Raw genomic sequence first — 25,445 nt, 5'->3', positions numbered from 1 at the left:
CGGGACCCTGACGGCTCACTTACCGGCGACAGCCGTCACGCTCTCGCCGTTTGTGCTGGTCAGCGTGAGGGAGCGGTGATCCAGTTCGTAGCCGATCTTGCTGTCGAACAGGCCGAGCAGTGTCTTCTCGGTGTCCATGAGTGAGCTGTCGCACATCATGCGGGTCGTCTTCGGCGTTCCGAGGGTGATATGTCCGTCGCTGACGGTGGCTTTCGCGGACACGTCGTTGCAGCCGAGGTGGCCGGAAACCGTCCCTTTCTCCTTGTCGAGGACGAGGTACGGGTCGGCGCCCTCCGGGAGGGACTGGGCCACTTCCCCGTCACCGAGCGCCGTGACGGCCCACTTGGTGCCGTAGAGCGGGGCGGCCTGCTCCTTGGTGAGGTGGACTCGGTCGCCTGTGCCGGTGGTGAGGGTGAGCTCGTCGCCCTTGACCGCCGTGGTGAGCGCGCCGTCGGCGAGCGTGCGGGCGAGGGTCCGCTCGAACTCCATGGGGCCTTCCTCGCAGGCCATCTCGGTCATCGACGTCTCGCCGACGTCGATGCTGCCGTCCTTGAAGGTGGCGGTCGCGCTGAAGTGGTTGCAGCCGTAGTTCCCCTGGACCTTGCCGTTCTCGCCGAACTCGACGTTCGCTCCCGCTGGGGCGGCATGACTGGTGCCGTCCACGGTGACGCTGTCGACGATCCAGTGGGCGCCGGTGACGTCCGCATTCGCGCCCGAGCCGACCGAGCCGCTGCCGGTTCCGTCGCCGGTTTCGTTCCCGCAGGCCATGGCGAGCGGGATGAGGGTCAGGGCGGTGAGGGTGAGTCGCTGCCTGTACATGCCGATGTGACGGGGCGGGTGGGGTGGTTGGTTCCATCCAGGTCAGACGATCCCGTCTTCCCCGCCTCCGCTCAGCCCATGAGAGGCAGCAGTCCGCCCAGGTCCGCCCGCTCCCCGCTCGCGCTGACCTTGGCGTCCGCCAGCGCCGCCTGCCACTCCGTACGTCCTGTCGCGAGCCGGATCCAGGTCAGCGGGTCGGTCTCGACGACGTTGGGCGGGGTGCCCCTCGTGTGCCGCGGCCCCTCCACGCACTGCACGACCGCGTACGGCGGAATCCGCACCTCCGTCGACGCCCCGGGTGCCTTCACCGCGAGCGCGTCGGCGAGCAGCCGGGTGCAGGCGGCGAGCGCCTGACGGTCGTACGGGATGTCCAGGCCGGGTACGGCGCGGTTCAGGTCGTCGGTGTGCACGACGAGTTCGACGGTGCGGGTGACGAGATAGTCGGCGAGGGTCATGGCGCCGGTGCGGGCGGCGAGGACGCGATCGCCGGGGGCCTCTGCGAGCCTGTGCGTGAGGCGTTCCCCGGTGCGGGCGTAGAGGGCGTCGAGGTCGGGGTTGGCCGCAGCCAGCTCCCGTGTGCCGTCGGCGATGTCACCGGCCCGCGCGGCGGTCGCGAACGGCCAGTCGAGCAGGGCGAGTTCGGCCTTGCCGGGCTCCGGCCGGTCGATGTTCCGGCTGACCGTCTCGACGGCCATCGTGACGTGCGCGGCCAACTCCCGTACGGTCCAGTCCCCGAGGTTCGCGGGAAGGGCCAACTCCTCGTCACGCAGGCCGCGTACGGCTTCGCGTACGTTCCCGAACTGGGCCGGCACCGCGGCGCGGATCTTGGCGGAGTCGTACGTACGGGTGCGTCGTTTTTTGGCCGGAGGCATGGCGTGAGCCTAGTCCGCGTGGAGGCGGTGAGCCTGGTCCGCGTGGAAGGCCGGGGCGGACCCCGCGGACATCTCACTCCTTACGCGCGTAGTCCTTGAGACCCCCCTCCACCAGCGCGAAGGCCCGCTCGGCGAGCTGGGCGGCGTCGGCGGCGACCTCGTCGACGGTTTCGCCGGCGTCGATGCGGAGGTGGTGCTCCTCGACCAGGGCCTGGCGGGCGGCGGTGAGTGTGGCGGCGGCGATCAGGGCCAGCGTGGTGTCGCCGGTCTCCTCGGTGAGCAGGTCGGCCAGTTCGCGTGCGCCCTTCTCGGACAGCAGGTACGCGCGCTCCCTGAGGACCGGCGTCGCCATGACGACCGCGCGGATCCGGCGGGCGAACGGCTCGCTGTGCAGGCCGACCGAGGGGTCGCGCGCCTCGATCATGTCCAGGAGCTGACGGCGTACGGCCTCCACCGCGGACTCGCCCGGCGCCCGCTCGCGCACGGCACGGGCGGCGTCGGAGAAGTGCTCCTCCATGGGCTTGAAGACCAAGTCCTCTTTGGTGCCGAAGTAGTTGAAGACGGTCATCTTGGAGACGTCGGCGGCGTCGGCGATCTCCTGCACGGAGACGTGGTCGAAGCCCTTCTCGGCGAACAGCGCGACGGCCGTCCGGTAGATCCGCATCGCCGTCTGCAGCTTCTTGCGTTCACGCAGCCCCATCGCCTCAGCCATGCAATCACTGTACCAAGATGAAATTTGATCCCAGATAAAAGATTGACCCGGTACATATTTCTCGTTCATGGTGGTGCCCATGACCGAAACCCAGCGAAAGATCGGCTTCCTCGTCTGCCTCGTCACGATCGTCCTGGCCGTCCTGGACATGCAGATCGTGTCCGCGGCCACCGTCCCGATCGTCCGCGACCTCGATCCGGGGCACGGCATCGACAAGATCCCTTGGCTGATCAGCGCGTTCTCGCTGGCGTCGGCCGCGGTGCTGCCGCTGTACGGCAAGCTGTGCGACGTCCTCGGCGCCAAGCGGGTGTTCCTGGGAGCCGTCGGCACCTTCATCCTCGGCTCGGCGTTGTGCGGGGCGGCCCAGTCGATCGGCCAGTTGATCGCCGCGCGGGCCGTGCAGGGCATCGGCGCCGGCGGCCTGATGAGCGTGACGATGGTCGTGATCGCCCAGCTCAGAGGGGAGGGCGAGAAGGACGCCAAGGGCGCGGGCATGGGCGGGATCATCGCCGGCGGCGGCATGGCGGTCGGCCCGTGGATCGGCGGTGTCCTCGCCGACCACGCGAGCTGGCGCTGGATCTTCTACATCAACCTGCCGCTCGGCCTCGCCGTCCTGGCCCTCGGCGCCCTCGTCCTCAAGCTCCCCCGGCCCACCGGTGGTTGGGGCGGCCACCGCATCGACTTCCCCGGTGCGGGGCTCGCCGCCGCCTTCTCCACCTCGCTGCTGCTGGTGACGGAGTGGGGCGGCAAGCAGTACGCCTGGTCCTCACCGCAGATCGTGGGCCTGGCCGTGCTGTCGGCGGCCGCCCTCGGCCTGTTCCTGTGGCGCCAGGTCACCGCCGCCGAACCGATCCTGCCGCTGTCCATGTTCCGGGTTCCGGAACTGCGCTGGGGCTTCGCGATCCAGGGCCTGATGGGCGCGGCGATGGTCGGCTCCATGTACTACGTGATGGTCTATCTGCAGGTGGCGCGGGGCGTCGCGAGTTCGTCCGCCGGGCTGTACCTGCTCCCGATGGCGTTCGGGATGACGGCCGTCGGCATCGTCTCCGCGAAGCTGGCCGAACGGGGCTGGGCGGAGCGGACGTTCACCATCGGCGGCTCGGCCGTCGCCACGGTCGCCTTCCTGCTCCTGTCCACCCTCGGCACCCACACCTCCCTGTGGCTGCTGCGCGCCGACATGCTCCTCGTCGGCCTCGGCTTCGGCATGCTCCTCGGCCAGCTCATCCAACTCGTCCAGGAGGCGGCCCCCGCCCACCAGTTGGGCGTCGCCACCACCTCCATCCGGTTCTTCCAGACCCTCGGCACGGCGTTGGGCGCGGCGCTCTTCGGCACGCTCATCACGCGCCTGTACGACGGTCCGGGCGGCGGCACCGACGCGCTGGCCTCGCTGACGGGGGCGGAGCGGGTGGCGGGGATCTCGGCCTACGTCTCCGCGATGGACACGGTGTTCCTGTGCGGGGCGGGACTGATGGCGGTGTGCGTGCTGTTGGGGCTGCTGCTGCCCAAGTCTCGCCCGGAGCAGGCGACATCGGAGGGAGCGCGGCCCGTCGCCGTCGGGACGTGAACCAGGACGTGAACAGCGAAGGCCCCGCCCGTGGAAACGGACGGAGCCTTCAACGCCGTACGGCCGAAGCTCCGTAGAGCCGAAGCTCCGTATGACCGAAGCCCCGTATGGCCGAGGGCATTTACGCCAGCAGCGCCGGGATCGTCGCCTCGTGCGCGGTGCGCAGTTCGGCCAGGGGGAGGGTGAACTCGCCCTGGACCTCCACCGCGTCTCCGTCGACGACACCGATGCGGGTGACGGGCAGCCCCCGCGCCCCGCACATGTCGTTGAAGCGGAGCTCCTCCGAGCGCGGGATCGCGACGACCGCGCGGCCCGCCGACTCCGAGAACAGGAAGGTGAAGGCGTCGAGGCCGTCGGGCACGACCAGCCGCGCGCCCTTGTCGCCGAGCAGTGCGGACTCGACCACGGCCTGGATCAGACCGCCGTCGGACAGGTCGTGCGCGGAGTCGATCATGCCGTCGCGGGAGGCGGAGATCAGGATCTCGGCGAGGAGTCGCTCGCGCTCCAGGTCGACCTTCGGGGGCAGGCCCCCCAGGTGGTCGTGGACGACCTGCGACCAGGCCGAACCGCCGAACTCCTCGCGGGTGTCGCCGAGGAGGTAGAGCAGCTGCCCTTCCTCCTGGAAGGCGACCGGGGTGCGGCGGGCCACATCGTCGATGACGCCGAGGACGGCGACCACCGGCGTCGGGTGGATGGCCACATCGCCCGTCTGGTTGTAGAGCGAGACGTTGCCGCCGGTCACCGGGGTGCCCAACTGCTGGCAGGCGTCGGCGAGTCCGCGGATGGCCTCCGCGAACTGCCACATCACCGCCGGGTCCTCGGGCGAGCCGAAGTTCAGGCAGTCGGAGACGGCGAGCGGCTTGGCGCCGGTCGTCGCGACGTTGCGGTACGCCTCGGAGAGCGCGAGCTGCGCGCCCGCGTACGGGTCGAGCTTCGCGTAGCGGCCGTTGCCGTCCGTGGCGATGGCGACGCCGAGCCCGGTCTCCTCGTCGATGCGGATCATGCCCGAGTCCTCGGGCTGCGCCAACACCGTGTTGCCCTGCACGAAGTGGTCGTACTGGGAGGTGATCCAGGACTTGGAGGCCTGGTTGGGCGAGGCGACGAGCTGGAGAACCTGGTCCTTCAGCTCTTCTGAAGTGGCCGGGCGCGGAAGCTTGTTGGCGTCGTCCGCCTGGAGGGCGTCCTGCCACTCCGGACGGGCGTACGGGCGCTCGTAGACCGGGCCGTCGTGCGCGACCGTGCGCGGGTCGACGTCGACGATCTTGCCGCCGTGCCAGTAGATCTCCAGACGGTCGCCGTCGGTGACCTCACCGATCACCGTGGCGATGACGTCCCACTTGTCGCAGATCTCCAGGAACCGTTCGACCTTCGCCGGCTCGACGACCGCGCACATGCGCTCCTGCGACTCGCTCATGAGGATTTCCTCGGGCGAGAGAGTCGAGTCGCGCAGCGGTACGTCGTCCAGCGTCACGAGCATGCCGCCGGAGCCGTTGGACGCCAACTCGCTGGTGGCACAGGACAGTCCGGCCGCACCGAGGTCCTGGATACCGACGACCAGCTTCTCGGCGAAGGCCTCGAGCGTGCACTCGATGAGCAGCTTCTCCTGGAAGGGGTCGCCGACCTGGACCGCCGGGCGCTTGCTCGGCTTGGCGTCGTCGAAGGTCTCCGACGCGAGGATCGAGGCGCCGCCGATGCCGTCGCCGCCCGTGCGAGCCCCGTACAGGATGACCTTGTTGCCCGTGCCGGACGCCTTCGCCAGGTGGATGTCCTCGTGCCGCATGACGCCGATGGCACCGGCGTTGACCAGCGGGTTGCCCTGGTAGCAGGCGTCGAAGACGACCTCGCCGCCGATGTTCGGCAGGCCCAGGCAGTTGCCGTAGCCGCCGATGCCGGCGACGACGCCCGGCAGGACGCGCTTGGTGTCGGGGTGGTCGGCCGCGCCGAAGCGCAGCGGGTCGACGACCGCGACCGGGCGGGCGCCCATCGCGATGATGTCGCGCACGATGCCGCCGACGCCCGTGGCCGCGCCCTGGTAGGGCTCCACGTACGAGGGGTGGTTGTGCGACTCGACCTTGAAGGTGACAGCGTAGCCCTGGCCGACGTCGACGACGCCGGCGTTCTCGCCGATGCCCACGAGCAGCGCATCGGACTGGGGCGCCTTCTCGCCGAACTGGCGGAGGTGGACCTTCGAGGACTTGTAGCTGCAGTGCTCGGACCACATGACCGAGTACATGGCGAGCTCGGCACCGGTGGGCCGGCGGCCGAGGATCTCCACGACCCGCTCGTACTCGTCCTTCTTCAGGCCCAGTTCGGCCCAGGGCAGCTCGACGTCGGGGGTCGCGGCCGCGTTCTCGACCGTGTCCAGAGGCGTGCGGCTCATGCGTTGACCAGCTTCTTGAGGATCGAGGTGAAGAAGGGGAGGCCGTCGGTGCGGCCGGTCCCGACGAGGGGCTCGACAGCGTGCTCCGGGTGCGGCATGAGGCCTACGACGTTCCCGGCGGCGTTCGTGATGCCGGCGATGTCGCGCAGCGAGCCGTTCGGGTTGAAGTCGACGTACCGGAAGACGACCCGGCCCTCCGCCTCCAGCTCATCGAGCGTGCGCTCGTCGGCGACGTACCGCCCGTCCATGTTCTTCAGCGGGATGTGGATCTCCTGGCCGGCTTCGTAGTCGGCGGTCCAGGAGGTCTCCGCGTTCTCCACCCGCAGCTTCTGGTCACGGCAGATGAAGTGCAGGTGGTTGTTGCCGAGCATCGCGCCCGGCAGGAGGTGCGCCTCGGTGAGGACCTGGAAGCCGTTGCAGATGCCGAGAACCGGCATTCCGGACTTCGCCTGCTCGATGACGGTCTCCATCACCGGCGAGAAGCGCGAGATCGCGCCGGCCCGCAGATAGTCGCCGTACGAGAAACCGCCGGGCAGCACCACGGCGTCGACCTGCTTCAGGTCCTTGTCCTTGTGCCAGAGGGCGACGGGTTCGGCACCGGCGAGCCGGATCGCGCGCTGCGTGTCCCGGTCGTCCAGGCTGCCGGGAAAGGTGACGACTCCAATACGAGCGGTCACTTTCCCGCCTCCGCGACTTCCTCGACCTTGACGGTGAAGTCCTCGATCACGGTGTTGGCGAGGAAGGATTCAGCGAGTTCATGGATGCGGGCGAGCGCGGCGTCGTCCACCGGTCCGTCCACTTCCAGTTCGAATCGCTTTCCCTGACGTACGTCGGAGACACCGTCGAAACCGAGACGCGGCAGTGCACGCTGCACCGCCTGGCCCTGGGGGTCGAGGATCTCCGGCTTGAGCATGACGTCGACTACGACGCGTGCCACTGGCACTCCCGGTGTGTGGTGCTGAGCAGGTCGCTTCAGACTACCCGCACAAAATTTCTACTCGCGTAGATTCGTAGAATCCTACGTGACCCCGATCACGATCTCGCATCGACGCGGGGGCCTCCACTGAAAATCCTGGGAAAAACCGCAGAAGAACGGCGGGACCCCATTGCGTCCTGACACGCGGAAGGATTTAGTCGGGCTTCACAATGCAATGCCGGGCACTGTACAAAGGAAATGGCAATAGCCGATACTTTGCCCAATAACAGCCGGACAGTCGACATCTCGCCGACAACTCCGTGACGTCTTCGCACGTCATGACGGTTGATCGCAGAGGTGCCGCACGAAGGGACCGATATTCGTGGCGCAGCGTGTCGTGGTCACTCTCTCTGACGACATCGACGGCTCAGAAGCGGCGGAGACGATCGCCTTCGGACTGGACGGCAAGTCGTACGAGATCGACCTGAATCCAGCCAATGCCAAGAAACTGCGTAAGGTGCTTGAGCCCTACCTGGAGGCCGGCCGCAAGCAATCGAGGTCCGGGAAGGCGTACACGCACACCGCGTTGACCCCCGACCCCGCGGCCGTCCGCGCCTGGGCCCGCTCCAACAAGCTGGACGTGCCGCCGCGCGGACGCATCCCCAAGAAGGTGTACGAGGCGTTCGCCGAGGCGCACTGAGCCGGAGCCGCGGCTCAGTGGGACCGAGGTCGGGGCTCACTGAAACCGGGGGCCCGCGGACCGGCCGAGCTCTCGGCCCGGCCGGTCATCCGCCCCTGGGAAGAGTCGACTTGCGCTGACCCCCCGCTGGTCAGCTAGAGTCTGGAGCACGCCGAGGGGCGAGGCCGCAAAGCCGAACCTCACGGGGTCACGCGGGTGTAGTTCAGTAGCAGAACATCCCCCTTCCAGGGGGAAGGCGCAGTGTGCAATTCCTGTCACCCGCTCTGCATCCCTTACCGGGCATCCATTTGGATCAGGTAAGGTGGTGCTCGCGCCGATCGGTGAGAGCCCGTCGGAGGCAATGCGGACGTAGCTCAGTTGGTAGAGCGCAACCTTGCCAAGGTTGAGGTCGCCAGTTCGAACCTGGTCGTCCGCTCCAGAGAAAACAAAGGCCCCGGTCATCGACCGGGGCCTTTGTCGTGCCTCCTCCGCCCGGTAGTGGCTTCTGACATATGTCATGCGGAGTGATGACACCGCGCACTGCTGCCGGGGGCCCTCCGCGGGGACGCTGAATCCATGAAGACGAATGAGCACAACGAGCGCGATGACGTGATCGAGGTCACGGATCTGCGGCGTGTGTACGGGGGCGACTTCGAGGCGGTACGCGGAATCACGTTCTCCGTGGGCCACGGTGAGCTCTTCGCGCTGCTGGGCACGAACGGGGCCGGCAAGACCAGCACGGTCGAGCTCCTCGAAGGCCTCGCACCCCCGGCGGACGGGCGGGTGCGGGTCCTCGGGCACGATCCCTACGAGGAGCGCGCGGTCGTACGGCCCCGGATCGGCGTGATGCTTCAGGAGGGCGGTTTCCCCTCCGAGCTGACGGTCGCGGAGACCGTACGGATGTGGGCGGGCTGCACGAGCGGAGCGCGCCCCACGGCGGAGGCCCTGGACATGGTCGGGCTCGCGAGGCGGTCCGGCGTACGGGTGAAGCAGTTGTCCGGGGGCGAGAAGCGGCGCCTGGACCTGGCACTCGCGCTCCTCGGCCGCCCCGAGGTCCTCTTCCTCGACGAGCCGACGACCGGACTCGACGCCGAAGGACGCCGGAGCACCTGGGAGTTGGTACGGGAGCTGCGCGACGGAGGTACGACGGTGCTGCTGACCACCCACTACCTGGAAGAGGCGGAGGAACTCGCAGACCGGCTCGCGATCCTCCACGAGGGACGCATCGCCGCCACCGGCACCCCGGCCCAGGTGACCGCCTCCCAGCCGTCCCGGATCGCCTTCGAACTCCCCGACGGCTACTTCCTGGGGGATCTGCCCCCGCTCGCCTCGCTCGGCATCACCGGGCACGAGGTGGAGGGACGCACCGTCCGACTGCGCACGCACGAGCTGCAACGGGCCGCCACCGCACTGCTGTTGTGGGCCGAACGGACCGGGATCGAGCTGCGGGGGCTCGATGTGCGGTCCGCCTCGCTGGAGGAGGCGTTCCTGCGGATCGCGCGGGAGGAGGCGGCCTCGTCGGAGGCCGCCCGTAGGGACAAGGAGACGGTGGCGTGAGCGCGGTGGCTGTGACGAGTACGACCGGTAAGGAAGCGACCACCACGGCGGTGGGGCGGATGGCCGCCCTCGCGCGCGCCGAGCTCACACTCCTGGGGCGCACGAAGGCGACGCTCTTCGCCGCGCTGTTCGTGCCGCTGGTGATGCCGTTCAGTCTCAGCTCGACGGTCGAGCAGATGGATCTGAAGAGCGCGGGGCTCTCAGCGGGCTCGGTCATCCTGCCCTCCGCCATCGGCTTCTCGCTCCTCTTCGCGGTCTACAGCTCGCTGGTCAGCGTGTACGCGGCCCGGCGCGAGGAACTCGTCCTCAAGCGGCTGCGCACCGGGGAGCTGCGGGACGCGGAGATCCTCGCGGGGGCCGCCCTTCCGTCGGTGGCGATAGGGCTCGCGCAGTGCCTGGTCCTGACGGCCGCGTGCGCCGTACTCCTGGACGTCGGGACGCCGCAGGCACCTCAACTCGCCGTCCTGGGACTGCTGTTGGGCCTGGCGATGTGGCCACCGCTCGCTGCGCTCACCGCGATCTTCAGCAAGAGCGTGGAGGGCGCCCAGGTGGCCGCCATGCCGCTGGTGCTGGTCTCCCTGGTCGGATCGGGCACCTTCATCCCCCTCGAGTTCATGCCCGACAATTTGGCCTGGGCCTGCGAACTGCTGCCGCTGACCCCGGTGATCACGCTGATACGCGGCGGCTGGACCGGTGACCTCTCCGCGTACGAAGCCCTGGGCGCCTTCGCCACGGCGGTGGCCTGGACCGTCGTCGCGGTGTTTGCTGTAGGACGGTGGTTCCGGTGGGAGCCGCGGCGGTGAGAGACAGCGGGGGCGGGAGCATGCGGACACCTGGGGTCTGGTGGCGGGGGAAGAGCACGCCGGCGAAGGTCGAGACGTACACCCGGTGGTCGTTCCACTTCTTCGCCGTGATCGAGATCGCCACCATCGGGCTCCCGGCGATCGGCCAGCTGGGGTCGCGCTTCGGGGGCTGGGCGCTGCTGGCGGTGTGCGTCCACGGTGTGCTCTACGCCGTGACCGCGTCCCGGGCGCTCGACTGGACTCGGGGTACGCGTGATCAGCCGGTACGTCTGCTGTGGGCACTGGGCACCATCACCGTGCTGATCGCGGTCGGCGGGGCGGTCCTCACGGAGCACGGTCCCGGCGGTGCGGACGCCGAGTCCGCGGCGGCCGTGCTGTCCGTGACGGTGCCGGCGTTCGGCGTCGGGGCCATCGCCCTCGGTATCCGCGACTGGCGGCGCGCGTTCGCCCTGGCCGCGGGCGCCGCGGTCGGTGTCGCGGGCGTGGTGTTCCTGGTGGGGGTCCCCGCGTACGCCGCGCTGGGCGCGGGAGGAGCGGAATTGTTCATGGCCGGGGTCCTCGTGTCCACCTCCGTCGTCTCCCTGTGGCTGCTCAACACCGTCTACGCACTCGACGAGGCCCGCGAGACCCGCGCCCGCCTCGCCGTCGCCGAGGAACGGCTCCGATTCGGGCGCGACCTGCACGACGTGATGGGCCGCAACCTCGCGGTGATCGCCCTGAAGAGCGAGCTCGCCGTGCAGTTGGCGCGGCGCGGACGGCCCGAGGCCGTGGAGCAGATGATCGAGGTGCAGCGCATCGCGCAGGAGTCGCAGCGGGAGGTGCGCGAGGTCGTACGCGGCTACCGGGAGGCGGACCTGGCCACCGAACTCGCGGGCGCACAGGGCGTGTTGACGGCAGCCGGCATCGACTGCGAGGTCAGCGGCCCGGTGACCGGGCTGCCCCCACAGGTCCAGTCGGCGCTCGGCTGGGTCGTACGGGAGGCGGCGACGAACGTGCTGCGGCATGGGGACGCGGGGCGGTGCTCGGTGTCGGTGCGGGTGGCGGAGGGGCGGGTGACGCTGAGTGTGGAGAACGATGGGGTGCCGGTCGGTGAGTCGGGTGGAGGATCGGACGGGGAGCCGGGGTCCGGGCTTGTGGGGCTGCGGGAGCGGCTGATGGAAGTGGGCGGGGTGCTGCGGGCGGGGGCTGTCGGGGGTGGTTTGTTCCGGTTGAGTGCGGAGGTGCCGTTGCCTGTGGCATCGGTGACGCCTGGGGCACCTGAGACACCTGGGGCGGACCCTTCGGAACGTGACGCCGAGCGGCGGCGGCTTCCGGCTTCGGCTTCGGCTTCGGCTCCGGCTCCGGCTCCGGCTCCGGCTCCGGTGAGTGAGGTCACTTCATGAGACCTGCCGCTTCTCCCGTACGTCTTCTGCTCGCCGATGACGAACATCTGATCCGGGGAGCGCTTGCCGCGCTGCTCGGTCTTGAGGACGACCTGGTCGTGGTGGCCGAGGCGGCGACCGGGCCCGAGGCGCTGGCGATGGCGCGGGCGCACATGCCTGATGTCGCCGTGCTGGATCTTCAGATGCCGGGGGCCGACGGTGTGAGGGTGGCCACATCGCTGCGGGCCGAACTGCCCGGTTGCCAGGTGCTGATCGTGACGAGTCACGGGCGGCCCGGGCATCTGAAGCGGGCGCTTGCGGCGGGTGTGCGCGGGTTCGTCCCCAAGACGGTCAGCGCACAGCGGCTCGCGGAGATCATTCGTACGGTGCACGCGGGAAACCGTTATGTGGACCCGGAGTTGGCCGCCGACGCGATCTCCGCCGGGGATTCTCCGCTGACCGCGCGCGAGGCCGAGGTGCTCGAATTCGCCGCCGACGGGGCGCCCGTCGCGGAGATCGCCGAGCGCGCCGCGCTGTCCCAGGGGACCGTACGGAACTATCTGTCGTCCGCCGCGACCAAACTCGGGGCCGAGAACCGTCACACGGCGGTGCGTCTCGCTCGGGAGCGAGGTTGGGTATAGTTGCTCTCGCGCCACGGCGCAGCGCGGACGTAGCTCAGTTGGTAGAGCGCAACCTTGCCAAGGTTGAGGTCGCCAGTTCGAACCTGGTCGTCCGCTCCAGAGAAGACAAAGGCCCCGGTCATCGACCGGGGCCTTTGCCGTGCGCTACGACCAGCTCGTACCCGTCAGGCGCTCGTACGCCTCGATGTACTTGGCGCGGGTCACATCCACGATGTGCTGCGGCAGCGCGGGCGGGGGCTGCTCGCTCGCCCGGTCCCAGCCTGACTCGGCGGAGGTCAGCCAGTCGCGCACGAACTGCTTGTCGTACGACGGCTGCGCGTGGCCCGGCTCCCACTGCTCGGCCGGCCAGAAGCGGGACGAGTCCGGGGTCAGCACCTCGTCGGCGAGGATCAGGTTCTCGCCCTCGAAGCCGAACTCGAACTTGGTGTCCGCCAGGATGATCCCCCGGTCGCGGGCGATGTCGCGGGCGCGGCTGTAGACGGCGAGGGTCGTCTGCCTCAGCTGTGCCGCGGTCTCGGCGCCGACCTGGCGGGCGACCTCCTCGTACGACACGTTCTCGTCGTGCTCGCCGACCTCGGCCTTGGTGGCGGGCGTGAAGATCGGCGCGGGGAGTTCGGAGCCGTCGGTCAGGCCCTCGGGGAGGGCGAGGCCGCAGACCGTGCGGGTCTGCTTGTACTCGGCGAGGCCCGAGCCGGTGAGGTAGCCGCGGGCGACGCACTCGACCGGGGTCATGCGGAGCGACTTGCAGATCAGAGTGCGGCCCTCCCAGTCGGCGGGGGCGCCCTTCGGGAGTTCGGTGCTCAGCACGTGGTTGGGGACCAGGTCGGCGAGCTGGTCGAACCACCACAGGGAGAGCTGGGTGAGTGTGCGGCCCTTGTCGGGGATCTCGGTGGGCAGCACCCAGTCGAATGCGGAGATGCGGTCGCTGGCGACCATCACGAGGTCGCCCGCCTCGTTCTGGTACAGGTCGCGCACCTTGCCGGTGTGCAGATGCACCAGACCCGGAACCTGGAGCGGCTCGGGCTTTTCAACGAATCCGGACACGGTTCCTCCCCGTGGTTCTGTCCAATTGGCTCGATTCTCCCGTATGCGGGGAGTGGCTTTGGCCAGGGGTGCCTGGTGGGTGGGGCGTGCGGTGCGGGTGGGGCGGTTTCAGTGGTGCTGGGGTCGTGGTGCGGTCGGGCTGCCGTCGTGGTGTCAGTCGTGTTTGCAGATGCGGTCCAGGAGGTTCGCCGTGGCTCGCTGGATGCGGGGGTCCACGTGGCCGGGGCGGTCCAGGGCCGGGGACCAGGCGAAGGTTCCGGAGGCGAAGACCAGGGCGCCGGACGGGGCGCGGTAGAGGGAGGTCTCCTGGTGGCGGAGGGTGCCCTCGCTGTCGGCGTACGGGGAGTGGGCCAGGAGGATGCGACCCTGGTGCTCGGGGAGCGGGGTGCGGGGGAAGTAGCGGTCGGCCTCGCCCGCGACCATGCCGGTGAGCTCGTCGCCCTCGTGTGCGCCGGTCGCCTCCCAGAGCCAGTGGTCGGCGTTGCGGACGACCAGGGGGTGGGGGTCGGGGACTCTGCCCGCGTACTGGATGCCGATGAGTTGCTGTTCCGGGCGGTCGATTTCACGCCACAGGGCCGGTTTTCCGGGGCCCCTGCGCTTGAGGCAGGTGAGCAGGCGGTCGGAGACGCCGGACGGGGAAGGGCCCAACTCCACTTGCCAGTACATGGTGTTGGCGGAGAGGAAGACGAGCGAGGTGCCGTGCTCGCGGGCGAGCTCCGTGGTGCGGCGCATCGTCGTCGACCAGTACTCGTCGTGGCCCGGGAAGACCAGGCCCCGGTAGCGGGTGGGGTCGACCCGGCCGGCGTGCAGGTCGCGGGCGTCGGCGTAGGCGAGGTCGTAGCCGTAGCGCTCGGCCCAGCGGATGAAATCGTAGGCGTGGCCCACGTGGAGGGGGAGGCCCGCGCCCGCGTACGGGCGGTCGAAGGAGACCGTCGTCGCGGCGTCGGCCTCGCCGAGCAGGCGGCCGTTCTCGTCCCAGGCGTGGTAGAGGCTGGCCCCCGTGTGGCCGTCCTCCGGGTAGAGGTTGTACGCCTGCCAGGTGATGTCGGGGAGCAGGAGGAGCAGGTCGGCGGGGTGGTCGTCGCGGACCGTGAAGGGGACGTGGGAGCGGTAGCCGTCGACGGTGGTGAGTACGGCGACGTACGCGCCGATGTTCCAGTAGCTCGGGATCTGCAGGCGCCAGGAGAGCCACCAGTGGTGGCAGGAGACGGTGCGGTCGGCGGTGAGCGGCGGGGGCTGGACGATGCCGGAGAGGCGGGGGCTGGTGGTGATCTTTGACGCGCCGTCGCCGCCGTAGTGGCCGATGCGGTAGATGTCGACGCTGAATTCCTGGGGCGGGTCCACCGTGATGTGGAAGTCGATGGCCTCGCCGGGGGCGGCCGCGCCGGTGGAGGTGAAACCCTTGATCTGGCGGTGGACGTCGTCGGCGGAGCGGGGGCCTCCGGCTCGGGGGTGGGGGATGGCTCCCTTGGTTCCTGCCTTGCGATCGCGTCCGGTGTCGTGGAGCTGGGTGGCGCCGGGGGCGTGGTCGATGTACCAGGGGACGACGTGGCCGGTGTCGTCGAAGTACTGCTCATCACCGCGGAGCCAGGGGACGGGGCCCTGCCCGAAGGGGTCCGTGACGGCGTGGGCGAGTGCTCCCGACTCCCAGCGGCGAATCTGCTCCGACCCCATGCCTGCTCCCCTCCCTGTTGCCCCCGTCGTCCTCATAAGCCCTTGCCGTGTGCGCGATCGGTCCCAGCACATCACATTACGCACGCACATCGTCACCGTTCGTCGCGAATTGGCGGGAGTGGAACGGGGGGCTCCGCCTGGGGTGCCGTGTCGCCCGCGGTTGGGTGGGTGGGTCGGGGCCGGGGGCCGGTACATCCGCCCGTCGCCGACGGATCAGACCTTGGCCGAGCAGGGAAGCGTCCGGTGACGCGAACGTACGCGACGGGCATTTGATGTACCGGCCCCCGGCCCCTTCCGTGCGTATGTGGCTGCGGGCGCGTGGGCGGCCGGGGGTGTGGGGGTGCGGGGCGGGTGCGTTCTCGGCCGGGCGGCGGGCGGGCGGTGGGTGGTCAACCGTCCGCCGCCTAAGGGCGAGCTACTGCCGTCCCGATCCCCCACCTACCCGTGGGGGCCGCACCTTTCAGCCTGGCCGGGGGAGACCCTTCAGCCCGTCCAGCGTTTGAGGACGAGGTAGTGCCGTCCCGATCCCCCACCCACCCGCGGGAGGCCGCACTTTTCAGCCCGGCCGGGGGACAGATCTTTCAGCCCGTCCAGCGTTTGAGGGCGAGGTGGCGCCGTCCCGATCCCCCACCCACCCGCGGGGGCTGCGCATTTCAGCCCCGGGCCGGGGGACAGATCCTTCAGCCCGTCCAGCGTTTGAGGACAAGGTAGTGCCGTCCCAATCCCCCACCCACCCGCGGGGGCTGCGCATTTCAGCCCCGGGCCAGGGGAGATCTTTCAGCCCGTCCGGCGTTTGAGGACGAGCCCTTCGGGCGAGCGGGGGTCTGGGGGCGGAGCCCCCAGGAGCAAGGGTCGGGTAGGGGCGGAGGGGGCGAAAAACGCTTGGCCCACGCCCGTTGGCGGTCGCTGTCAGACCAGGCGGACCGGTTTCTCTGGGCGGACGCCGAGGTGGCGGAGCCAGTCGCGGAGGGGGGTGGGGTCGCCGGATTCGACGAGGGTGAGGACTCGGGGGGCCAGATCGGCGGCACGTACGCCGTCGACGAGGAGGGACGGGCCGTCGAGCCAGTCGAGCCCCGGCGCGGCCCCCGCCGTGTCCATCGCGGCGCAGCACACCATGGCCGTCACATGGTCGGCCAGCAGCTCCCGCCCGCTCCGCGGCGGCTGAAGCGGAAAGAGGGGAAGCAGCCCGTCGTCCCAGAGAGCCCGGTCGGGCCCCGGCTCCGCGCCCCCGGCCGACGCCGACGCCAGGTCCGGCGCCGCCGCCTCCTCACGCGCCAGCTCCGCACTGAGCCCCGCCGCAAGGGCAGCCGTCCGCTCGTTCCCGAGGACGAGTTCCGCGTCGTCCTCGTCCAGGCCTATGCCCATCTCCTCATACGCGCCCCCGCGATTGGTGGCGAGTACGCCGGCATCCGCGTCCGGACCCGGTACGTGCCTGTCGTCGTCCGGCGACGCCATCAGGTGGTCCAACACCCGCGCCAGCGTGGGACCACCCGAGCCCGGCGCCGCCGGATCCGTGGAGTGCCGTACGCCCAGCGCGTCGAGGACCCGGTGGAGGCGCGCCGCGTCGGCACGCCACTTACGGTCGACGACCTCGTCCGGGTACTCCAGCCAGTCCACGGGTGCCCAGTCGGGCCCGGGCTCGGCGGGACCGCCGTGGAAGAGGCGGGCGGCGAGGAGCGAGGCCGCCTCGTCCACCGTGCCGGGCTCTTCGAGCAGGTCGCAGGCGGGGCGCTCGCCCAGCCGTGAGGTGAACCCCTCGGCGAGGCGGTCGCGGCGGGACAGCTCGGTGAGGGCCGCGACGACACCCGCGTCCAGCCGGGACGGCCAGCGACCCATCCGCCACGCGGGCAGCGCGACACGGGTCAGAAGCCGGTCCCAGCCCGCGTACGCCAGTCCCACCTGTTCCTGCGCGACGATCCGCAGGCCGTAGTCCACAGCCTGTGCACGCTCGGCCGCGGCGGCCGCCACGCCTCGCTCCATTTCGGCCGCATGGCCCCGACAGCTGCGCAGCAGGAGGCGGGTCACCCAGCCGGCGCCGCCCAGCACCGTGCGGGTCAGCGGACCGCGCGTGGGCGCCGAGGTCACGGCCACGGCCGCGTCCAGGCCCCGTACGAAACGACGGGCCGCGGCTATGTCGGGGTGCGCCGACGGGCCCGTACCGGCGACGACCGGGGCCAGGACCGCGCGCAGTTCCCCGACGCGCATCCACCACAGGAAGGGGGAGCCGATGACGAGGACGGGGGCGGAGGGGGCCCGGCGCGGGCGCGAAGACAGCCCGCGTACGCCGCGCAGGCCTTGCAGGCCTTCCGTTTCGTCCCTGTCGCCGGGCGGCGGGCGGCCGTGCGCCAGGTGGGTGCGGTCCTCCAGCCAGCTGTCGCAGTCCGGGGTGAGCGCTATCGCCGAAGGGGCCGGGACGTCGAGACGGTCGGCCAGGTCGCGGACCATGCGGTAGAGGTCGGGCGCCGACTCCTCGGCGATGGCGACCGTGGGACTCATGGCCGGCCGGGCGCGGGCGACGACGAGCGCGATGCCCGCGGCGGCGAGGAGAACCAGGACGGCGAGGGCGGTCACTATCCAGCGGGTGGTGTCCCAGCCCGGGCCGGTGATGTGGCCGGTGGAGCCGCCGGCCAGCAGCACCACGGCGACGGCCGCGGGCAGCAGGGCGACGGCCAGCGCCCTGCTGCGGATACGCAGCACGGCGAGAGCCTGGGAGCGCGCAGACTGCGCGCCCACCTCCACACCCATACCGGTCACGACCGGACCTCACCCCCTACGGTCCGCCCCGCCCGGGCTGTGTCGCAGCCCGCGCCGGCGGATGTCCTGGCGTTGCTCACTCCCCCACTGTGGCACCCGCCACCGACATCGCAATGCCGGTGGGCCAAGTGCCGGAACGCTTTCGCCGCACCCTAGTTGGGGCCCCGGCCCCCGTCAGCCGGATGGGGCATCGGTCACTCGATGGAATGGCTTTGGGGAAAGGTGGATGACGGTGGGCAATGATCAGGCCCCGGATTCCGTACGGAATCCGGGGCCCAGGGGGCTGTTGGCGGCCTGCCAGCCGACTCGTGGCCGGTCATTGGGGCGTCACCTTGTTGACCAGGTTCTACGCCTCTGCCGCCGCCTTCGCTGCGATGTCCGTGCGGTGCTGCGAACCGTCGAGGCCGATGCGGGCGACCGCCGCGTACGCGCGCTCGCGGGCCTCGGTCAGGTCGGTGCCGGTCGCCGTGACGGAGAGCACACGGCCGCCCGCGCTGACGACCGCGTCGCCGTCGCGCTTCGTCCCTGCGTGCAGGACGTACGCGTACGGGGCGTCCTGGGCCGCCACCTCGTCGAGCCCGGTGATCGGGTCGCCGGTGCGCGGGGTGTCCGGGTAGTTGTGCGAGGCGACGACCACGGTGACGGCAGCGGCGTCGCTCCAGCGCAGGGGTTCCAGGTCGGCGAGCGTGCCGTTCGCCGCAGCCAGGAGCACGCCGGAGAGAGGGGTCTTCAGTCGGGCTAGGACCACCTGGGTCTCGGGGTCGCCGAAACGGGCGTTGAACTCGATGACCCGTACGCCTCGGCTGGTGATCGCCAGACCCGCGTAAAGAAGGCCGGAGAACGGGGTACCGCGGCGGCGCAGTTCGTCGACGGTCGGCTGGAGGACTGTCTGCATGACCTCCTCGACGAGCTTCGGGTCCGCCCAGGGCAGGGGCGAGTACGCACCCATGCCGCCGGTGTTCGGGCCCTCGTCGCCGTCCAGCGCGCGCTTGAAGTCCTGGGCGGGCTGCAGCGGGACCACGGTCTCGCCGTCCGTGATCGCGAAGAGGGAGACCTCGGGGCCGTCGAGGAACTCCTCGATGACGACGCGGTCGCAGGCGTTGGCGTGGTCGCGGGCCTTCGCGAGGTCGTCGGTCACGACGACTCCCTTGCCGGCCGCGAGCCCGTCGTCCTTCACGACGTACGGGGCACCGAAGGCGTCGAGCGCCTCCTCGACCTCGTCGGGTGTCGTGCAGACGTACGAGCGCGCCGTCGGGACGCCCGCCCCCGCCATCACATCCTTGGCAAAAGCCTTGGAGCCCTCCAGCTCCGCCGCCTCCTTGGAGGGGCCGAAGACCGGGATGCCCGCCGCGCGCACGGCATCGGCGACCCCCGCGACAAGCGGGGCCTCCGGGCCCACGATCACCAGCTCGGCACCGAGCTCGGCCGCCAGCGCAGCCACGGCGGCGCCGTCGAGGGCGTCGACCGGGTGCAGCTCGGCCACCTCCGCGATGCCTGCGTTCCCGGGGGCGCAGTACAGGGCGGTGACGTCGGGGTCGAGGGACAGGGAACGGCACAGGGCGTGTTCGCGGGCGCCGCTACCGATGACAAGGACCTTCACGGGGTCAGCCTAACCGCCGGAGGAGGGTGCCTTTGTGGGGGCTTCCGAAGCGGGGGGCCTGGAGGAATGGTGGGATCCTCCAGATCCTCCAAAGTGGGCCACCGGATGGGACCCCTCTCGCCATCCCCGCGCTACTCGTTCGAGAACTCCTCCACCACCGTCGCGCCCAGTTCGCGGACGATCAGGTCGTAGCCCGAGAGGGCGGACTCGACGAGGTCGGGGTCGTCGTCCTCGGGAATGTCGTCCTCGGGGGCGACCGGAGGTGGTTCGGGGGCGGCGGGAGCCGAATTGGGTGCCGGGGCGGGCGCGGCCGGGGCGTGGCTCATTGACTGGCCCGGCGACGCGGCGGGGCGCGATGCCGGGGCCGACTGCTGTTGGGGTGCGGAGTGGGGGGCCGTCTGTGCCCCGCCGTAACCGCCGCCGAATCCTGGACCGGCCGGAGCGGGCGGCGCCGAGCCGCCCGGACCACCGGAGCCACCCGAGGTGTCGACGATCGCGTCGATCTTCCACTGGACGTTGAACTGCTCGGACAGCGCCTGCCGCAGCACCTCCTCGCTGCCGCTGCTCGCGAAGTTGTCCCGGGCGCCCGCGTTGACGAAGCCGATCTGCAGAGTCGTACCGTCGAACCCGGTCACCTGCGCGTTCTGGCTGAGCAGGATCCAGGTGAACCGGCGACGGTTCTTCACCGCCTCCAGGATGTTCGGCCACAGCAGGCGGGGGTCGGGGCCGCCGCTCGGGGGAGCCTGGGCTGCCGGTGAGGCGGCGGCAGGAGCCGGGGCGGGTGCCGAAGCCGATGGTGCCGGGGCCGAGGGCGTGGCTGGTGGCTGGCCGCCGCCGCCCGTGGGTGCGGCCGTGGGCCAACCGCCGGGACGGCGGCCGCTGCCCGCGGCCGTCGCGGTGGGCCAGGCGCCGGGCGCGGCGCCCGACGGACCGGGGGGTGCAGGGGAAGCGGCGGGCGCGGGTGCGGGCGTGGCCGGAGCTTGCGGTTGCGGCTGCTGCTCAGCCACAGGAGGCGCCGGAGTCACAGGAGGTGCAGGAGTCGCTGGAGGAGCGACCGGAGCGGCCGTGGGAGGAGCGACCGGGGCAGCGGAGTCGGGGGCTGGCCCAGGTCCCGCCGCGCGCGCGGCGGCCCGAGCCGCCGCGACCCCACCGCCTGGTGGAACCGCCTGTCCTTGTGCAGCCACTGCAGCCGCTGGAGCCGCCTGACCGGTCGGGGCGGCCGGCGAACCCCCCGTCCCACTGTGCGCAGGCCCATGCCCATAGCCATGCTGATCGGCCCCAGGCACGTACCCCATGGCAGGTCCGCCCCCGCCACCGGAGAAGTTCACGCCGCGCTCAATACGGTCCAGGCGGGCCATGACGGATCGCTCGTCCCCGTACGCGGCGGGAAGCAGCACGCGCGCGCAGATGAGTTCGAGCTGGAGTCGCGGCGAGGTGGCGCCACGCATCTCCGTCAGGCCTTCGTTGACGAGATCGGCGGAACGGCTCAGCTCGGCGGCGCCGAAAACGCCCGCCTGGGCCTGCATCCGCTCCACCACGTCGACAGGGGCGTCGATGAGCCCCTTCTCCGCGGCGTCCGGCACGGCGGCCAGGATCACCAGATCCCGCAGCCGCTCCAGCAGGTCGGCAACGAACCGTCGAGGATCATTGCCGCCCTCGATGACCCGGTCCACGATCTCGAAGGCCACGGCGCCGTCCCCCGCGGCGAAGGCCTCGACAACCGAATCGAGCAGCGACGCGTCCGTGTACCCGAGCAGCGAGGTGGCCATGGCGTATGTCACACCGGCGTCGCCCGCCCCCGCGAGCAGCTGGTCCATGACGGACATGGAGTCACGCACGGACCCGGCACCGGCCCGTACGACCAGCGGCAGCACCCCGTCCTCGACAGGAATGCCCTCATGCCCGCAGACCTCGCCCAGGTACTCCCGGAGGGTTCCCGGCGGCACGAGCCGGAACGGGTAGTGGTGGGTACGCGACCGGATCGTCCCGATGACCTTCTCGGGTTCGGTGGTGGCGAAGATGAACTTCAGATGCTCGGGTGGCTCTTCGACGACCTTCAGCAGCGCGTTGAAGCCGGCCGACGTGACCATGTGGGCCTCGTCGATGATGTAGATCTTGTACCGACTGCCGGCGGGCCCGAAGAAAGCCTTCTCTCGCAGGTCACGGGCGTCGTCGACACCACCGTGGGACGCGGCGTCGATCTCGATGACGTCGATCGAACCCGGCCCGTTCCTGGCCAGGTCCCGGCACGACTGGCACTCTCCGCACGGGGTCGGCGTCGGCCCCTGCTCGCAGTTGAGGCAGCGGGCCAGAATCCGCGCGCTGGTGGTCTTCCCGCACCCGCGCGGGCCGCTGAACAGGTACGCGTGATTGACCCGGTTGTTCCGCAGCGCCTGCTGCAACGGGTCGGTTACATGCTCCTGCCCGATGACCTCGGCGAACGACTCCGGGCGATAACGGCGGTACAGCGCGAGAGACGACACGCATACGAGGTTATAGGCGCCCACTGACAACCCGGACCGCAAACGCAAGCGCCCCCCACGCACCCGCCAGAGCCAACCTACCCTTGCTGCCTTCCGGCCCTGGGGGAGTTCAGTCAGATAGCGCCACGTGAGGGGCTCCGCACAGGGTACAGGATCTGAGCGGGGGGAACGAGTTCGCGAGCACTCCTCAACGTCTTGTATTGTTTGCCGCGGAGGATTCGCCTAGTGGCCTAGGGCGCACGCTTGGAAAGCGTGTTGGGGGCAACCCCTCACGAGTTCGAATCTCGTATCCTCCGCCAGTGCCTCACCGGGCACGACTCGAAGGGCCCCACCGTTCGCGGTGGGGCCCTTCGACGTTGTCGGTCTCATGTTCCGTAAATGGGTGGATGGGTGGGGTTGGATGCCGTCGCACCGATGAGTCTGGCGGCGCCCGCAGGTCTACCTTCCGACCGGGACAACCAACTCATCGGGAGTACGGCATGGGCCTCATCCACGTCGAGATGTTTGCAACCCTCGACCTCGTCGGGCAGGCGCCCGGCGGCCCCGACGAGGACCCGGTGGGGTTCCCGTTCGGCGGCTGGCAGGCACCCCTGCTGGACGAGGTCGCCGGGGCGCAGGTCGGTGCCGCGTACGAGGGCACGGACGCTCTCCTGCTCGGCCGGCGGACGTATGACATCTTCGCCGCCTACTGGCCGCACCAGGAGGGCGGGGAGGACAACAAGATCGCCACGCTCTTCAACAGCGTCCCGAAGTACGTGGCCTCCCGCGGCAGGCCCGACCTCTCGTGGGCCGGGTCGACGCAACTCGGCCCGGACCTGGCCGGCGCGGTGCGCGAGATCCGTGACAAGCACGAGCACGTGAAGGTCGTCGGGAGCCTGAACCTGGTGCAGACCCTCCTGCGCGAGAAGCTCTTCGACCGTCTCGACCTCTGGGTGCACCCGATCATGCTCGGCGTCGGGAAGAAGGTGTTCGACGGTGGCGCGGTGCCCACGAACGTCACACTCCTCGAACCGCCGGTAGCCAGCCCGAAGGGCACCGTGTACCTGCGCTACGGGCTCGCCGACGGCACGCCCCGGGCGGGCGACATGAGCGCACCCGATCGCGGTGTTGGACGCGAAGACTGAGCCGCCCTGCGCCGGGTGGGTCCGTGTCGTCGGCGGTGAATCCGCCGGGTCGGCATTCCGTCGCGGCGTCGGCAGTTCGAGGGGCTGACGCCGTGACTAAGTGCCTTGCCAGAGGGGCGCCGCCGTCAGGTGATGGTCTGGTAGGCACCGTCGCCCTAGCCAGGGGACCGCAGACTCAGTCAGCCAAAACCGGTAGGTGTTTTCCCGCTCTTGTCGATCAACAGGCAGCAGCACATCTTCGGGACGCCGAGAACGAAGCGCCCCGTGGAGGCACGGGCACCTGTTCGACCTCAATGAGACGCCCGGGCGCGGCCGACGCATCATGTTCCAGCGCCTCGCGCCCCCGCTGATCCGTCCGCTCGATCGCTTCGGGGCCGGGACCCGAGTCGTTGCGATGCCGACGGCCGACCGCCCATGAACCCAAGTGAACGCCCCCGCACACACCCCAACAGCCCACCAACACAGTTGGAAAGCATGCGCCTTAATGCACTACGGCCGTTTGGAGAGCGGCCCGGCGTGACGCGGTCTCTGTCGATCAAGCCACTGCCGAGGAAACGCCGTGACCCATCCGTACCGGTGAACAAGGATTGCGGCCGTGACCTTCATCAACGCTCAGGGGGCAGCCGCAGGCGGGCCGTACCGCTGTCCCTGTTGCGGCTTCATCACCCTTGCCGAGCGCGGAGCGTACGAGATCTGCCATGTCTGTTTCTGGGAGGACGACGGCCAGGACGAGCACGACGCGGACGAGATCCGAAGCGGCCCGAACCGCGGGCTCAGCCTCCGAGATGGCCGCCGGAACTTCCAGGAGATCGGCGCATGCGACGAGCGCTCCACACGGTCCGTGCGTGCCCCTCTACCCCACGAGCACCCCGACAGCGGCACACCGTACGGAACGGCAACCGTCCATCCCCGTTGCTGACACCCGACCACGCACCGCTCGCCACCGCACCAGACCGAGCGGGGAACCGCGGGGAAAGCATCCAGGCCCGACTGGACCGCGCCGTGACCGTTGAGCCAGGCCCCTCCGTCGGGGCCTCGCCCCGGAGGTCAGGTCCGTCTCTGCCGTAGGTGGCGGGAGGCGGCGAGGCAGGAGGACAGCCATGTCGCCTCCTCGCGGTTGATGATCAGGTCGGCGACGGTGATCATCCCGTCCATCGGGCCGTCGAGCCGGATGGAGTGGTCGCCGACGCGGTACATCTCCCAGTCCGCGTCGCTGTGCCAGAGCCGGGCGGTGTTCTCGCCCCGACGCTGGGCGAACACGAGTTCCTCTCCGTGCTCGTTCATGAAATATCCGACGTAGTCCTTGTCGGTGATCTCACCGCCGCACAAGCGGGCCAGGAGCGGTTCGATCGCGGGTGGTGTGTCGGTCATGCGGCGGGCTCCTCCGCCAGGTCGGGGTCTGCGTCCTGCCGTGCCGATGACAGGGCCAGCATGCGGGAGGCCGAATCCAGCAGGGTCTCGTACGTGATCACTTCTATGCGCGCCTGGTGCGTGTTGTAGGTTCGCAGCGTCTCCGCGATCTCCTGGGACGTGACGTCCCCGGTCACGTACCGCGGGTGTCCGATCACGACCGTCGCCGACGCCCGGCGGGTGTCGACTCCGTGTTCGGCCAGGATGCTCGGGCGGTTCTCGTCCATGGCCCGTAGGTAGTTCTGCGCCTGAGAGACCGCTCGATGCGCCGGGTCGCCCAGCATGAGGTGGCCGGAGCGTCGTATGACCAGGTCCTTGATGTTGGCGCGCTTGAGTTCCACCAAATGGAGCGAGCCGTCGCCGCGCAGGAGAGGGATGTCGAGGATGGTGTCCGGGGTGTACTGCCGGCGTGCCAGCTCGGCCACGTAGGCCCCGCCGAAGATCCACTCCTGGTTCTTCAGACAGGCATGGAGGGTGCTCTCGGAGCTGTCCGGGGCCTCCACCGCGGTACGCAGGGCAGCCAAGCCGACCTGCCTGGCCCTCAGTTCGAGCAACTGGGCCAGCATGCCCGCATCGACGTCGGCCAGGATGTCGCTCATCATCCGTGCGGCCTCGGCGGAGGCGGGCCGAGGCAGGTTGCGGAGAACCATTTCCATGTGCCCGTATTCCTGGAGTCGCCTCGCCTCCTTGGTGGAGAGCCGGATCCCTCCCTCGCCGTCCCCGAGGCCCAGGTGGTCGACGGACTGGGCTATGCCGCGGAACAGGTCACGGGCGTCAGCGGCGCTTGCGTCGGGCTTGTCGCGGCACAGGACGTCCAGAGCGGCGACCGCCCTGTCAGCGCCCATGGCGGCCATCCTGCGCATGTGTCTCTCGCTGCGCTGTCGGGCCTCGTCGTCGTAGTAGTTCTCCAGAATGTCGAGGAACAGTTCGCCTCCGGCATAGGCGGCAAGGCCGCGCACTGACAACCACGCTTGGCAGGAGTCCCGCGTGGTCCCTGGCGTACGCCGCTCCCGAGAGCATGTATCAGTAGAGATGTAATCAACGCCGGTGAC

The 25,445-nt window shown here is 70.2% G+C and carries 21 protein-coding genes, 4 tRNA genes and 1 other RNA gene; 12 read left to right on the top strand and 14 right to left on the bottom strand.

Annotation, left to right across the window (positions count from 1 at the left end):
* Window positions 1-15 precede the first annotated feature (15 nt).
* From OG266_RS23200 to OG266_RS23190, 3 genes are all read right to left on the bottom strand, one after another.
* Window positions 16-819: an META domain-containing protein gene (locus tag OG266_RS23200; RefSeq protein ID WP_371548185.1), complete on the bottom strand. Its 804-nt coding sequence runs from the start codon at window positions 817-819 to the stop codon at window positions 16-18.
* Between the two features lie 71 nt (window positions 820-890).
* Window positions 891-1,691, bottom strand: coding sequence for a sterol carrier family protein (locus tag OG266_RS23195; RefSeq protein ID WP_371548184.1), 801 nt, complete (start codon window positions 1,689-1,691; stop codon window positions 891-893).
* A gap of 73 nt (window positions 1,692-1,764) precedes the next feature.
* Window positions 1,765-2,403 (bottom strand): TetR/AcrR family transcriptional regulator, encoded by a 639-nt coding sequence (locus OG266_RS23190; protein WP_371548183.1) that lies wholly within the window; start codon window positions 2,401-2,403, stop codon window positions 1,765-1,767.
* 79 nt (window positions 2,404-2,482) lie between these two features.
* Between OG266_RS23190 and OG266_RS23185 the strand changes: the two genes are divergently transcribed.
* On the top strand, window positions 2,483-3,967 hold the full coding sequence (locus OG266_RS23185; protein WP_371548182.1) for an MFS transporter: 1,485 nt from the start codon (window positions 2,483-2,485) through the stop codon (window positions 3,965-3,967).
* A gap of 121 nt (window positions 3,968-4,088) precedes the next feature.
* Here the strand turns inward: OG266_RS23185 and purL are convergent, their stop codons facing one another.
* From purL to purS, 3 genes are read right to left on the bottom strand one after another with little or no spacing between them, the layout of a single operon-like run.
* Complete coding sequence (purL, locus tag OG266_RS23180) at window positions 4,089-6,347, bottom strand: phosphoribosylformylglycinamidine synthase subunit PurL (protein WP_371548181.1); 2,259 nt, start codon at window positions 6,345-6,347, stop codon at window positions 4,089-4,091.
* A complete protein-coding gene (purQ, locus tag OG266_RS23175) occupies window positions 6,344-7,024 on the bottom strand; it encodes a phosphoribosylformylglycinamidine synthase subunit PurQ (protein WP_371548179.1) in 681 nt (226 codons plus the stop codon). The genes purL and purQ overlap by 4 nt, the downstream gene beginning before the upstream one ends.
* Window positions 7,021-7,284 carry a phosphoribosylformylglycinamidine synthase subunit PurS gene (gene purS / locus OG266_RS23170; RefSeq protein ID WP_060898438.1) on the bottom strand — a complete coding sequence of 88 codons (264 nt, stop codon included), beginning with the start codon at window positions 7,282-7,284 and terminating at the stop codon, window positions 7,021-7,023. Before purS ends, purQ begins: the two co-directional genes overlap by 4 nt.
* 361 nt (window positions 7,285-7,645) lie before the next feature.
* Here purS and OG266_RS23165 point away from each other — a divergent pair, with 361 nt between their 5' ends.
* The 8 genes from OG266_RS23165 to OG266_RS23130 all read left to right on the top strand — a co-directional run bounded on the left by OG266_RS23165 (window position 7,646) and on the right by OG266_RS23130 (window position 12,403).
* The gene (locus OG266_RS23165; protein WP_266458997.1) at window positions 7,646-7,963 is read left to right on the top strand and encodes an Lsr2 family protein; all 318 of its coding nucleotides are present in this window, start codon (window positions 7,646-7,648) and stop codon (window positions 7,961-7,963) included.
* 191 nt (window positions 7,964-8,154) lie between these two features.
* Window positions 8,155-8,226 (top strand) — tRNA-Gly (locus tag OG266_RS23160).
* A gap of 79 nt (window positions 8,227-8,305) precedes the next feature.
* Window positions 8,306-8,381 (top strand) — tRNA-Gly (locus OG266_RS23155).
* A gap of 137 nt (window positions 8,382-8,518) precedes the next feature.
* Entirely contained in the window at window positions 8,519-9,499 is a 981-nt protein-coding gene (locus OG266_RS23150; protein ID WP_371548175.1) for an ATP-binding cassette domain-containing protein, read from the top strand.
* A gap of 59 nt (window positions 9,500-9,558) precedes the next feature.
* Window positions 9,559-10,302, top strand: coding sequence for an ABC transporter permease (locus OG266_RS23145; protein WP_371552918.1), 744 nt, complete (start codon window positions 9,559-9,561; stop codon window positions 10,300-10,302).
* A gap of 20 nt (window positions 10,303-10,322) precedes the next feature.
* Window positions 10,323-11,684: a sensor histidine kinase gene (locus OG266_RS23140; protein ID WP_371548173.1), complete on the top strand. Its 1,362-nt coding sequence runs from the start codon at window positions 10,323-10,325 to the stop codon at window positions 11,682-11,684.
* A complete protein-coding gene (locus OG266_RS23135; RefSeq protein ID WP_371548172.1) occupies window positions 11,681-12,304 on the top strand; it encodes a response regulator in 624 nt (207 codons plus the stop codon). The genes OG266_RS23140 and OG266_RS23135 overlap by 4 nt, the downstream gene beginning before the upstream one ends.
* 23 nt (window positions 12,305-12,327) lie before the next feature.
* Window positions 12,328-12,403: transfer RNA gene (locus tag OG266_RS23130), tRNA-Gly, on the top strand.
* Window positions 12,404-12,448: 45 nt separating this feature from the next.
* On the opposite strand, the gene OG266_RS23125 is transcribed toward OG266_RS23130, so the two are convergent.
* The 6 genes from OG266_RS23125 to ffs all read right to left on the bottom strand — a co-directional run bounded on the left by OG266_RS23125 (window position 12,449) and on the right by ffs (window position 21,999).
* A complete protein-coding gene (locus OG266_RS23125; protein WP_266458986.1) occupies window positions 12,449-13,348 on the bottom strand; it encodes a phosphoribosylaminoimidazolesuccinocarboxamide synthase in 900 nt (299 codons plus the stop codon).
* A 153-nt stretch (window positions 13,349-13,501) separates the two neighbouring features.
* Window positions 13,502-15,022 carry a N,N-dimethylformamidase beta subunit family domain-containing protein gene (locus OG266_RS23120; protein ID WP_371548171.1) on the bottom strand — a complete coding sequence of 507 codons (1,521 nt, stop codon included), beginning with the start codon at window positions 15,020-15,022 and terminating at the stop codon, window positions 13,502-13,504.
* 909 nt (window positions 15,023-15,931) lie between these two features.
* On the bottom strand, window positions 15,932-17,767 hold the full coding sequence (locus OG266_RS23115) for a hypothetical protein (RefSeq protein ID WP_371552916.1): 1,836 nt from the start codon (window positions 17,765-17,767) through the stop codon (window positions 15,932-15,934).
* A gap of 355 nt (window positions 17,768-18,122) precedes the next feature.
* Complete coding sequence (purD, locus tag OG266_RS23110; protein ID WP_371548170.1) at window positions 18,123-19,376, bottom strand: phosphoribosylamine--glycine ligase; 1,254 nt, start codon at window positions 19,374-19,376, stop codon at window positions 18,123-18,125.
* Window positions 19,377-19,507: 131 nt separating this feature from the next.
* The gene (locus OG266_RS23105; RefSeq protein ID WP_371548169.1) at window positions 19,508-21,859 is read right to left on the bottom strand and encodes a DNA polymerase III subunit gamma and tau; all 2,352 of its coding nucleotides are present in this window, start codon (window positions 21,857-21,859) and stop codon (window positions 19,508-19,510) included.
* 41 nt (window positions 21,860-21,900) lie between these two features.
* Window positions 21,901-21,999: signal recognition particle sRNA small type (ffs, locus tag OG266_RS23100), an RNA gene on the bottom strand.
* Window positions 22,000-22,070: 71 nt separating this feature from the next.
* On the opposite strand from ffs, the gene OG266_RS23095 reads away from it, so the two are divergent.
* From OG266_RS23095 to OG266_RS23085, 3 genes are all read left to right on the top strand, one after another.
* Window positions 22,071-22,158 (top strand) — tRNA-Ser (locus OG266_RS23095).
* A 180-nt stretch (window positions 22,159-22,338) separates the two neighbouring features.
* Complete coding sequence (locus OG266_RS23090; RefSeq protein ID WP_371548168.1) at window positions 22,339-22,983, top strand: dihydrofolate reductase family protein; 645 nt, start codon at window positions 22,339-22,341, stop codon at window positions 22,981-22,983.
* Window positions 22,984-23,578: 595 nt separating this feature from the next.
* Entirely contained in the window at window positions 23,579-23,902 is a 324-nt protein-coding gene (locus OG266_RS23085) for a CPCC family cysteine-rich protein (RefSeq protein ID WP_353962474.1), read from the top strand.
* Between the two features lie 128 nt (window positions 23,903-24,030).
* Here the strand turns inward: OG266_RS23085 and OG266_RS23080 are convergent, their stop codons facing one another.
* Both OG266_RS23080 and OG266_RS23075 read right to left on the bottom strand, forming a co-directional pair.
* Window positions 24,031-24,354 (bottom strand): hypothetical protein, encoded by a 324-nt coding sequence (locus OG266_RS23080; protein WP_266458970.1) that lies wholly within the window; start codon window positions 24,352-24,354, stop codon window positions 24,031-24,033.
* On the bottom strand, window positions 24,351-25,352 hold the full coding sequence (locus OG266_RS23075; protein ID WP_371548167.1) for a Shedu anti-phage system protein SduA domain-containing protein: 1,002 nt from the start codon (window positions 25,350-25,352) through the stop codon (window positions 24,351-24,353). Before OG266_RS23075 ends, OG266_RS23080 begins: the two co-directional genes overlap by 4 nt.
* Window positions 25,353-25,445: the final 93 nt, after the last annotated feature.

Origin of the sequence: Streptomyces sp. NBC_00554 (assembly GCF_041431135.1) — a bacterium.
GTDB lineage: Bacteria > Actinomycetota > Actinomycetes > Streptomycetales > Streptomycetaceae > Streptomyces.
Note: the sequence above shows the minus strand (reverse complement) of the source record. Positions and strands in the feature narration are given on the sequence as shown.